Consider the following 11723-nt stretch of genomic DNA (forward strand, 5'->3'; position numbering starts at 1 on the left):
ATACGAAAAGTCAATTTTTTCCCGGGCAAAACCTTAATTTTTCAGCATATACCTTAACCCCCATGTGTTAAAGGTTTTGGCAGGTCCTGAGTCCTTGACCCTTCCCTTTTCAAGAAGGACCAGCTGATCTGCCAGGCTGAAGATCTCATCCATCTGATGGCTGACGTAGAGGATGGGAACATTGAAGCTTTGGCTCAGGGTCCGGATAAAGGGGAGAACCTCGGATTTGCGTTCCTGATCCAGGGAGGCCAAAGGTTCATCCATGAGAAGGAGCATGGGACTGCAAAGCAGGGCCCGGCCGATGGCCACCCGCTGTTTTTCCCCTCCGGAAAGCTTGGCCGGGCGTCGGTTTAAAAGGGAGTGAATGTCCAGCAGGGTCACGACCTTGTCAAAGTCGACATAGCGATCTTTTTTCTTCTGCAGGCGCATGCCATAGGTCAAATTGGATTGGACGCTTAAGTGGGGAAAGAGGCGGGATTCCTGGAATACATATCCGATGCGCCGTTTTTCCGGGGGCAGGTCGATTCCCTGGTCCCCGTCAAAACAGCAGCAATTTCCAATGACGATCCTTCCTGTATCCGGGCGGGAAAGGCCGGCCACCATATTGACCACAGAGGTCTTGCCTGCACCCGAGGCGCCGAACAAAGCAGTGACACCGGCCTCTTTTGTGGAAAACCCGGCATCAATGGAGAAGCGGCCCTGTTGTTTTTGTACATGGATATCCAGCATGGAAAATTATCCTTTCATGAAGGCGGCAAAGCGCTTGGCAAGCCATTCGGAAAAGACCAGGGCGGTCATGGCCAGGACCACGGAAATGATGCAGAGCCTGAGGGCCCCGGCCTCTCCGTTGGGCACCTGGGTTAGGGAATACAGGGCCAGGGGCAGGGTCTGGGTTTCCCCCTGGATATTGGAGACAAAGGTGATGGTGGCGCCAAATTCCCCAAGACTCCTGGCAAAGGCCAGGATCACCCCGGTGATGATGCCGGGCACCATCAAAGGAAGGGTGACCGTGAAAAACACCCGGACCCGCCCTGCCCCGAGGGTTCTGGCGGCCTGCTCCATCCCCGGATCCACGGCATCGGCAGAGAGGCGGACGGCGCGGACCAGAAGGGGAAAGGCCATGACAGCGGCGGCCACGGCTGCGCCCTTCCAGGTAAAGGCCAGGGTGATTCCCAGGTATTGAAAGAGGAAATGTCCCACAATTCCGTTTTTGCCCAGGCAGACCAGCAGAAGATAGCCGGTGACCACAGGGGGCAGGACCAGGGGCAGGTGGATGATTCCATCCAGCAGGCCCTTGCCCGGAAACCGGCACCGGGACAGGATCCAGGCCGCAGCAATTCCGGCAGGCAGACTGACGGCAACGGCCAGGCCCGAAACCTTGAGGCTGAGTCCGATGGCCTCCCATTCCATGGGGGTCAGGCCTTGCATTAGCGGATACTGAAACCGTATTTTTTAAAAATTTCAGCAGCCTGGGCCGACTGGATAAAGTCGAGAAAGGCCCGGGCTTCCGGACTTTTTTTCACCAGGGCCACAGGGTAGACGATTTTAGGGTGGCTCTCTTCGGGAAAGAGCCCCACCACCCTGACCTTGGAACTGATGGCGGCATCTGTGGCATAGACCTGGCCCAGAGGGGTTTCAGCCCGCTCCACAAGCACCAGGGCAGCCCGGACATCCTTGGCCCTGGCAATCTTATCCTCTATCTTCTCCCAGTAGCCCAGGTGAGTCATGGCTTTTTTACCGTACATGCCGGCCGGCACATGGTCAGGGTCGCCCATGGAAAGACGTCCGCCGGAAAGCAGGCCGGCCAGATCCAGGTGGCTGTCCACAATGAGCTTCCCAATGGAGGATCCGGCCGGGGCAATGAGAACCAGTCGATTGCCCAGAAGATCTTTCCGGCTTTCTTTGACAATGGCTCCTTTTTCTTCAAGGTAGTTCATCCACTTGGGATTGGCAGAAAGATAAACATCGGCGGGGGCGCCTTTTTCTATCTGCTTGGCCAGGGTGGAGGAGGAGGCAAAGGATAGACGGACCTTTGTGGGATGGGTTTTTTTGTACAATTCTGCAATGTCGGTGACGGCATTGGTGGTGGATGCCGCGGCAAATACCGTTACATTTTGGGATTGGGCTTCTGCCGATGGAAGAATACAGGTCAGCAGCAGCAAAGCAGCGGCTATCAGAATATTGATGGGCTTGGGATTCATGTTCAACTCCTTTTTCAATTCATTTTAATTGTTTTATCCGTTTCCAGGCCTCAGGATTTTCAGGGTCTGCTTGAACGAATTCCGGGTTTATGGTAGACTTGTATTTTGAAAACGTCAATATAATTTTTCAAACGTCACATGGCGCAAATTTGTAGAATACAAAAAGGGGCAGACATGGCCGAGAAAACAGGGGGAATCACCAACCGGGTCAAAGAGTACCGGCAAAAGGCAAAACTATCCCAGGTCCGGTTGGCAGAACTTGTGGGCGTAAAGCGCCAGGCGGTTTACGACATTGAATCCGGGCGCTATCTGCCCAATACCGGGGTGGCCCTGAAACTGGCCCGCCATCTTGGCTGCCGGGTGGAAGACCTCTTTTACGAGGAAGGATCCCATGATACCTGCCCTGTGGTCATGGGCGAAGACACCCCTATAGGGGAGGAAAGAGTCTCTGTGGTAAAGGTCCGGGATCAGCTGGTGGCCTATCCTGTGGACGGCAGATTTGCCTTTCCGGGAGAGCTGCGCCCGGCCGACGGGGTGTTTGAACAGAAAAAAGGAGGGATCCGCTTTTTCGGCTCGGAATCCGGGATCGACAATACCGTACTTCTCCTGGGCTGTGATCCGGCATTTTCACTTCTGGCGGCCCATGCTTCCCGCATCGACCCGAAACTCCGCATGAACTGCAGATTTGCCTCCACCCATGCAGCGGTTAACCGATTGGTCCAGGGCAAGGCCCATCTGGCCGGAATGCACCTGCATAACCGGCCCGGACAGGAGGCCAATGTAGTCCTGGCCCGGGAGAAGCTGGCCAAAACCGGAGCCACCCTTATCGGATTTTCCATGATGGAAGAGGGAATCATGGTGGAAAAATCAAATCCCTTTGGCATTAAAGCCGCTTCTGATCTGGCCCAGCCCGGGATCCGCTTCATCAACCGGGAACCCGGGGCTGCCCTGCGGGTGCTGTTGGATGAACTGCTGGGAGAATCCAGGATTCCCGGAGACGCGATAAAAGGATATGAGACCCTTGTTCAAGGACACAATCAAGGGGCCCAGATGGTGGCCTATGGGCTGGCAGATGCTGCCCTGGGGCTGCAGCCGGTGGCCCTGGCCCACGGCCTGGACTTTGTCCCCCTGGCCGAAGTCCGGTGTGATCTGGTGGTGCCCTCGGACCTTATGGCCAGTCCCGGGATCCAGATGATTCTCAATGTTCTCCAGAGCCGGGACCTGAGGGATGAAATTTCTTTTTTACCCGGATACAGCCAGCGGAAAACCGGCAAAACCATTGCTTCCTTTTAAATGTGGGCAGGGCTCTCTCTTTTCACGAAAAAAACAAAAAAAATCGCAGAAAAAAGGAGTTTCTTACGTTAATGCTTATATACGAACGATAACAGGCATAACTTGCCTGCCCAGGCAAAAAATATCCGGAAAGAACTCATACACTCCTGAGATAGGATAAGGGAGGGTAAAAGAAATCGATTTATAAGCGAAGTGTAAAGAGGAAAAACAAATCCGGACCGGGGTCAGAGAAGACCCCGGGCCGGATAGATTTTCTAATGGGCGCAACCGCCGATATGGCCGCCGCAGGTGTGATCCATTGTCATTTCCATCAGGGAACCGGCTTCAAAGAGCTGGATATTCTCCTGGATATTTCCCTTTGAGGCTTTGTAGACCTTGATTCCCATATTGTTCAACCCGGTTATGGCCCCTGCACCGATCCCGCCGACGACAATTGCGTCCACCATTTTATTGTTCAAGGCCTTCATGGGATTGCACTGGCCGTGGATATGGCCCAGATCCTGATTGTTAATGGTTGCGGTGGTCTTTTCCTGATTGTCGAACACCACAAAAAAAGGGGCGGATCCAAAATGGCCAAAGATCTCGCTATCCAAGCCCTTGTCCGATTCCACCGGAAAACAGATTTTCATGTCCTACACTCCTCTTGTTTTAGGATTGTTTTCTGCAAGGGCCTTTCATACCATTTTCTTCTGGGAATTGGCAAAGTCTAAATAAAAAGAAACCCGGGCCGGAGTAGTAAAGGTAAAATATCTGATTTTTAGGATCCAGGTAAATTTTCCGACACATGTGTGACAGATCTAGGGCCATGATTGTATAACGGACTGGCCGCCGGAGGCGTCGTTGGATGCGCCGGTCTGCTCATTTTCCGGTTCTGGTTCGGTTCCTTTGCTGATATAAATGGAGCTGGTCTCACCGGTCTTCAGATTCCAATACTGCAGTTCAGGTGTACAGCCGCCTTCCACCTTCAGGGCTGCCGTGTTGGGTCCGCCATCCCCCTGGTTATGGGCCGTTACAGATACCGGCACATTGTTTCCTGACTTGAGGGGCAGATTCAGGAAGGCACAGGGCGGACCGGAAGGCTCGGACCCCCCGCAGCCAATGATATTCTTTTTATCCCATCCCATGTTAAACCCGGAAAGAACGACCTGGTCGCCAAGGGTCAGCGTAATAATGTCTCCGTCCTGGCTGCTGTGGTCCCAGACCTTGATACTGACGGTATCTCCGGTGCAGGTCACATTCTGAAGTCCACCAATACCGGCACTTTGGGACTGCTGTTTTTCCGCCAGTTTGATCCGGACCACTTCATAATCCTGGCGTTTGCCCTCTTCATCGAACAACTCCAGAGTAAAGGCATGATTTCTAGCTGACAATTTATCGGAGTTGATCTGAAAAGACCGGGAGGCTTTTTCATCCCCCAGTAAATCAAAACTTTCAGATAAGATCACCCTGCCCCTGTATTTCAGGGTCAAAGACCGGGTCCCCTCTTTTCCTTCGGCAGCCTGGACATCGGCATAGATAAACACCTTGTCTCCCTGGGTAAACTTCTTTGAATTGCCGCCGGAACCTGAGGACGAACCGGCACCGGCTGACAGGATTCTATCCTCAGGTTCTGCCATGTGGACCTTTCCCATGCCCTTGGTCAGGGCAACAGGATCATCGTTGACCATGTCCGCCCGGACCTCCATTAACCCTTTTTTAACCCCCTTGGTGTCCAGAATGGCAGAATGGGAAAAAATCTTTCCTTTGGGCACGCTAAGATCTTCTCTGAAAAACTCGGTCCCATTGGCATAGTACACCAGTGTGCGGCTGATCCCGTTATCCTCTGCGATCTGCCATTTACCTGATACATTGATCTTTTCACCGATGGTAAACTTTGTTCCCCTTTTTTGCTTTTTCACGCTGATAAATTGAAATCCCAGAAACTCGTCCCCGCTTTCCCATGTGAATGGAAAAGATTTAACGGCTTCCTTGTCAATCTCGTCGGAAATGCGAAGTTCCAGCACATCATCGTTGGTGCGCATGGCCTCTGGAACCTCAGGCATGGAAACCGTTACGGAAAAAGATTCTCCCGGAGAGATATAATCCTTGAATGATTTCTCCACAAGCATATCAGACTGCCGGGTCCATTCAACGGAAACAGGACCTTCATATTTCCCAACCACAATGTCTGCCGATCCCTTCATTGGCTTTCCCAAAACAGGGTTGCCTCCGTTGGCACCGGTGACCTGCATGGTCCCGATACCCAGAAAGTCCCCTCCTTTGTCACTTTTAAGGGTCAATTTTCCAACATCGAGGGTCGGCAGCTCCGGGATGGTTCCGGATCCGCTTGCCCTGTAAAGGATCTTATCTTTCAGGTCCTGGGCCCTGGCTTCGACATCCAGTTTTTTATGGATTTCAAAGGGGCCGATAATCAGAACCGAAAAGGCTTCATCCAGGGCAGCCCGGGCAGTTTCACCCGTACCGGGAAACTCGAGTTTCACGGCATTGGGTTTTTGCTTGCCCTTTTCCAGGACAATGGCTGTACTCCCTTCCACCGTCAGGCTGGCATGAACATTTAGGGGTATCAAAACGGTCTTGGGCGGGGGAGGAGACTTTTTCAGCAGATCGATCCCGGCAGTGGCAAGGATGGTTTCACCCTTTACCCTGGATCCGTTGAAGAGTGTCAGTTCAGCCGTAATTTTGAGTTCTTCATCTTTCTTCCGGATGGTCCAGGCCCCTGAAAAGTGTTTCCCGTCCCAGGCGGCCGGCTCTGAACCCAACTGAACCTTGACCATGTCATGGGGGATGGCATTGCCGGTTTTGTCCTGTACAGAAACGGTAATGGGCTTTACCGTAACTTCCCAGGGTTCCAGCTCAATGGTTCCCAGCTTCAGGGTTCTTCCCTTTTTCAAGGGGGTTGTAAAGGCCCCGCCCTTGGGCTTGAATATCCGACCGTCGTCACTGAACATGACCCCATAAACCATCAGGGCTTTGTTCAGGAGCACGGCCCTTGTATTGGTAAAGGAAAAAGAACCGTCCGCTCCCACCTCCTGTTTTTCCGAGATATTGGACCGCATTTGCCCGTTGGAAAAAACAGGTGCCGGCTCAATTCCCGGAACCGGTACAAACCGGCCTTCCACGGTAAGATTACCTGCATCGAAAAAATCAAGCTGAACATCAAAACCCATTTCTCCCTTCATGGTAGCGGAATCGTATAGTACGGCTTTGCCCGTTGCCGAGACCCCAGGTGCCGGCTCTTTTCGTTCGGCCTTAACTGATACCGGATCCTGGTTCTTCAGCCTTAATATGAGCTCATCCGGAAGGGAGACTACCTGCTGTCCGCTGGAGGCGGTGATATCGCTCTTGACCTGGCTGCCGCTGGCATCGGTGACATTCACTTTGATATTCACCGGGGTCGCCAATTGAAATTCAAGGGGCTTGACCAGGCTAAGGATACTGGCGGCCGAATGAACATCGGACTTGTTGGAGGTAACAATGGACATGCCGGCGGAAGCCCGTTGAGTTGAATCTACCTGGGGAATAATTTTGGCGATGGCAGTCAGGGGTTTGATATCGGGGTTATCCCGGGGCGGGTTGACCAGTCCGTCGTTTATCCGTTTGATTTCCAAAGTGAATTTTCCAGGCGTTTTCAGTTCTCCCACCGGATTTTCCAGGGCGCTTCCCCGGCCCAGATTTATGGTGACAGGATCGGTCAAACTAAAGTTGTCGTGCACGATCAGTTCGCCGTCCAGCCAGGCCGGATCCGCAATGAGTTCATGCTCGGTCACGCTCAGGGGGAGATGATCCGCTCCAAGGAGCTGTACTTTCAGCTTTTGTTTCCCGGAAGCGGACAGATTGTGTTTCCAGGTGTTCTCTTTGACCACTTCGTTGACAATCAGATCTCCTTCGCTGACCTCGGGTTGAAGGCCGTAGATCTCATACCGGTAATTTTCAACCTGCTTGAGAAGATCTCCCGTTCCAAGGCCCTGGAGTTTGGGGGTGGCAGATACCTTTACCTGTATCTCCCCTGGAATGTGGTATCCAGAAGGCGGGCTTATCTCCAGGGTAACCTCAAAGAGGTTTTGGACCTGTTTTAAAATATCCCGGTACTCTTCCTCCATTTTTTTTACCAGTTCCTTGACCTGCCCTCCCCGTTCCAACGGTTTTCCGGCAACCAGGTTCACAGGGACATCGGTCAGGATATCCTTACTCTGGGAAGCTTCGTCCTTGTCGTTTTTCTTAAATTCTTTAAACACCATCTGCCCGATGGGTTTGTCAAATTCACCTCTGCTGAGTTCCTCCGGTTTGACCAGCATATTCTGGAGTTTGTGAATCTGCATGCGAAGCTGGACAGCATCCTTCCAAAGGGGATGGCTGGGTACCAGTTGAACATCCCCGTTGCTGGACCACCAATTGTAGAGGGTCGCGGTCAGTTTTCGAATTGGATCTGTCCAGGAGTATTCGGATTCCGGGATCTGGGGAGGTTTAAACCCCATGGAGATCAGAATAGCCCCGATATCTGCACTCACCTTCATGGTCTCCTCTTTATATTTCCCCTGCCAATTGTCGGCAATGGATGCCACGGAGGAGGGATCCGACACCTTTTCACCCTCATCGGCTGTATCCAGCTGGCCAAACCAGGAAACCGGCAGGGGCTTTAAATGCACATGATAGGGAGAGATGTCGATCTTGCCCTTTTCTTTCACCAGCTTCTGGGTATTGGCCAGGGTATTTAAAATACCGTCATAAGCTTTTTCATGGGCGATAAGGATGTCGGTAATATCTCCAATGGTATATCTGGCAAGCTTGGGAACATCCTCCCTTGTATCCACCACAACACCATAGCCAAGATAGCTCTTGACCCTGTAATAGCTTCTCACCAGGTCCAGATAGGATTCGGGGAACTCAATTTTTGGATCGGCATTCTTGTCGTCTTTATACTTCTCAAGCCAGTTCACGCATTTTGTAAGGGTTTCCCGCTGGGGCTTGATGGACTCCCACCATTGGTCGGTAATGGGGATGTCCTTTTCCGGATCATATGCCACGTTGATAAAAGGATCTGCCGATCGGGCAATATTTTTCCAGACCTTTTTATCCAATTCGATCATCCGTTCCCTTAATTTTTTTAATTCATCAGGATAATCAGACACATCTGAATTTTGGATATCGTCCTTCATCTTCTGCTTGGCAGCTTCTTTTAAAATGGCCGGCAGCACCACCTTTTCCAGTAAAATCTGGCGTTTGACCCAGAAATCCTGCATCAGATAACCCAGGTTCTTTAACACCCCGTACCGGACCCCATCCACAAAGGTGGCCGTCCAGGTCCCCCATCCCTCATTGGTTCCTGTACCGATCTGAATCAGCCGCTCTTTTTTTTGGGAAATGACCGTAGCGTCTTCCCGGGTGGGGACCTGGATACCATAGACTGATTTGAGCCAGGACTGGGTCCAATAGCTGGAGTCAGTACTGATCACCGGCAGGCTGATTAAAGAGGGCCAGCTGGTGATGGACCATCCGCCAAAGACCTGGGAAATGGCCTTGGTATCGATATCGATCATCTGATCCTTGGCAATGTATCCCCCCTTATAGGCGATATCCATCAAGGAGAGACGGGGGTTGACCTTGATCTTGCTTTTTTTCAGCATGATTCCGTCCTTGACTTCATCGGACAGAAGTTTGGCAAGCCTTTTCGTATTGGAAGCAGGAATCCTATCTTCATGGTTTTTTCCATCCCATTCGATATATCCCTGGAATATCGGATCCTTTTTATAGCTGCGGTTCTTGGGATCACTGGCCTGGGAAGTCTTGCCTTTTTCACCTTTTTTTTCCCCGTCCTTGTCCGGGTATTCCCAGACACCATTTTCCAGCAGCAGTTGAAAGATCTCTCCCTTTGAGGCGGAAAGGGAATACTTGTTCCAGCCCCAGGAGGCGATTCCGTGGACCGCATAGGCATAGGCAAGGTAAGGCTGATAAGCAACCACAAGATCGTTGAACAATACCTTTCCAAGATCAGTATAAAGGGTGTCGTCCATGAAACTGTTCCCGGCCAGGGTGGCCAGGGTGGAAAGATAATTTCCCCCTTTTAAGGGGACATTGGCATACTCTGAAAGGTTGAGGGCATTGGCAAGGATCTGGGAATGGGCAATGGCAAGCTCTTTTGGATCCATTCCGGCCTTTGTGGCAATTTTCCGAAGATTGTCGAAAAGGGCTTTTCCGTCGGCGGCATCTCCCCACAAGTTCCAGCCGGCCAGGGCGGCTTTAAACGTAAGAAACCCTGCGTTTAACCCTGTTTTAAAGGCGGAAACCGCCATGGTTTTACTGACCTTTTTTCCGCCGGCATCCGTATAGGTGACCGTGACGGGCTTGGCAGAGGCGACCTCCCCCATTTCACGGACCAGCTTCACCAGACGTACGGCCAAATTCGGGTCATCGACCTCAAAGTACTCCTTGGCCATCTTTGCCATGGGCGCTTCCTGCCAGACAAAAAGTCTGGAAAGGGATTCTATCATTCGCATGTCCTGGGCCACATCCTCCGGGGTGAGCTGGCGTTTGGCCACAACCGGGCGCCGGCCGTCCCAGTCGATGCGCAGTTCAGTGTCGGAAAAATCCCCTGTGGCCACCTTTAAGAGATAGGAGTCCAGGTTCAGGCGCTGGCTGATATCGGTAATGTGCTTATTGACCTGTTCATCCAGTTCATTTCGAAGGTATACAAAGGCATCAGTCTGGACCCGGCTGGCAGCTGCGGATTTTTTTGCCACTTCAAGCGTCTGGAGCAGATGAACCGAAATCCGGGCGGCATAATCCGCTTCAGGTGTTCCGGGTTTTCGTTTGTCCCCGGCCTGTTTTATTTTTTCCCCAATCTCGATTTCAAGATCTTTGATCATATCGTCGTCAATATTGGTATAGGCAACGGCAAGGGAATTTACGGCCTGGTAGAGTTCCTTATCCCCGGCGATCAGGTCATTAAGATCAAACGCGTCAAAATTAAGCCCTCTGTCCGTGGGCCTGTTTTTGCTGCGTGTCCGGATCGCTTTGACCAAACGTTTTTCGATGAGACTGAAATTCTGGGTATGGGCATTGATGATCAGGGTTTTATTGTACTCTTTGAGTTTTTCCAAGGCATCGGCCGGTGGTGAATAGCCCTCCGGCGGATTATAGATCTTTTCCGCCATTTCATACATGGCAGCATCCTGGGACGGAGGCTTCAGACCCAGAACCCGCCAGGCCGCGATCATCCGCGTAGTGTATTTGGCAAGGCTCTTTAGATCCCCGGAATGCACCTCAAAGATCTGACGGTGGTTGTTGGCCATCCAGGCCATTAATCCATGGGCGCTAAACCCTTTGGGGGCATCGGGATCATTGTGTGTTTTTGCATACTCTGCATAGGGAATGGTGGAACCCTCCGGGTCATTCACGTTGGTGGTGATCATTCCCTTTTGAACGGCCCACTCGTGGAGTTGTTCCACGGCAAAAAGGCCATTGTACTTTTCCTGGTCCGCCCGGGTCCATTCGGCCATGAATTGGGGCTTGACCGGCAAAAATTCTCCGGGGTGCTGTTCCTGGAGGATCCCAAATGCCTTTGTGGGGGATAAAAACTCTATCTGGACCAGCTTGGGATCCAGACCGCCTTTGAACCCCATTTCAATGGATGCCTTGACAAACTCCTCTGCCGCGGTCCTGCCGTTGAGCAGTTCCCCCAGGACGGGATTTCTTTCTTCGGCTGCGGCATTGGGTATATTGGTGATGTCGTCGTCGCTGGAAAACTGTTTATTGACATCCAGGGCCGGCATGGAATCAAGGTCTTTGCCCTTTTTTGCCCAGTCAAGCCATTCTTTGTGCCGGGCCGCGGAAGATCCCACCCGGAGGGCTCCGTCTATCCCTCCCTCGCTGCTGAAGCGACGGGAAAGCCTTTTCTGGGTCCGCATCACAATCTCATACTTCAGGGCGTCAATGCTCTGGAAAAGCTGGCGATCCTGTTGAAAACAAGTATCCCGGAGGGCCGCATATTTACCGGCCTGGTTCTTGTCCCCGGCCAATTCATTGTAGTGCTGCAATACCTGAAGACCTGTTTTTGCACTTGGTTTTACCGCGTAAAGATGAACCGCTTCCGCCACTGCCTTGGGCAACCCCAAGGCGGCCCATTTTTCCACGGAACTGCTCAAATTTTCGTCAGGTTCTGTGGATCGCGGCGCAATGGGTTTATAGACGATATATGGATCATTTTCCGCAAAAACCGGAATTGAAAAGAAG

General features: G+C 52.1%; 6 protein-coding genes. 1 reads left to right on the forward strand and 5 read right to left on the reverse strand.

Features of this window, described 5'->3' with window-relative positions; translation table 11 throughout:
• Positions 1-33: 33 nt before the first annotated feature.
• Genes modC through modA form a run of 3 tightly spaced genes read right to left on the reverse strand, consistent with a single transcriptional unit; the run spans position 34 to position 2201 of the window.
• Positions 34-729, reverse strand: a complete 696-nt coding sequence (modC, locus tag F608_RS33635; RefSeq protein WP_022668967.1) for a molybdenum ABC transporter ATP-binding protein — start codon at positions 727-729, stop codon at positions 34-36.
• A 6-nt stretch (positions 730-735) separates the two neighbouring features.
• The gene (modB, locus tag F608_RS0127490) at positions 736-1428 is read right to left on the reverse strand and encodes a molybdate ABC transporter permease subunit (RefSeq protein ID WP_022668968.1); all 693 of its coding nucleotides are present in this window, start codon (positions 1426-1428) and stop codon (positions 736-738) included.
• Positions 1428-2201: a molybdate ABC transporter substrate-binding protein gene (gene modA, locus F608_RS0127495; RefSeq protein WP_022668969.1), complete on the reverse strand. Its 774-nt coding sequence runs from the start codon at positions 2199-2201 to the stop codon at positions 1428-1430. Before modA ends, modB begins: the two co-directional genes overlap by 1 nt.
• A 174-nt stretch (positions 2202-2375) precedes the next feature.
• On the opposite strand from modA, the gene F608_RS0127500 reads away from it, so the two are divergent.
• A complete protein-coding gene (locus F608_RS0127500; RefSeq protein WP_022668970.1) occupies positions 2376-3494 on the forward strand; it encodes a substrate-binding domain-containing protein in 1119 nt (372 codons plus the stop codon).
• Between the two features lie 254 nt (positions 3495-3748).
• Here the strand turns inward: F608_RS0127500 and F608_RS0127505 are convergent, their stop codons facing one another.
• Both F608_RS0127505 and F608_RS0127510 read right to left on the reverse strand, forming a co-directional pair.
• The gene (locus F608_RS0127505) at positions 3749-4123 is read right to left on the reverse strand and encodes a NifB/NifX family molybdenum-iron cluster-binding protein (RefSeq protein WP_022668971.1); all 375 of its coding nucleotides are present in this window, start codon (positions 4121-4123) and stop codon (positions 3749-3751) included.
• Between the two features lie 168 nt (positions 4124-4291).
• Complete coding sequence (locus tag F608_RS0127510; protein WP_153307623.1) at positions 4292-11623, reverse strand: hypothetical protein; 7332 nt, start codon at positions 11621-11623, stop codon at positions 4292-4294.
• Between the last annotated feature and the right edge of the window lie 100 nt (positions 11624-11723).

Origin of the sequence: Desulfospira joergensenii DSM 10085 (assembly GCF_000420085.1) — a bacterium.
In the GTDB taxonomy this organism is placed as follows: domain Bacteria; phylum Desulfobacterota; class Desulfobacteria; order Desulfobacterales; family Desulfobacteraceae; genus Desulfospira; species Desulfospira joergensenii.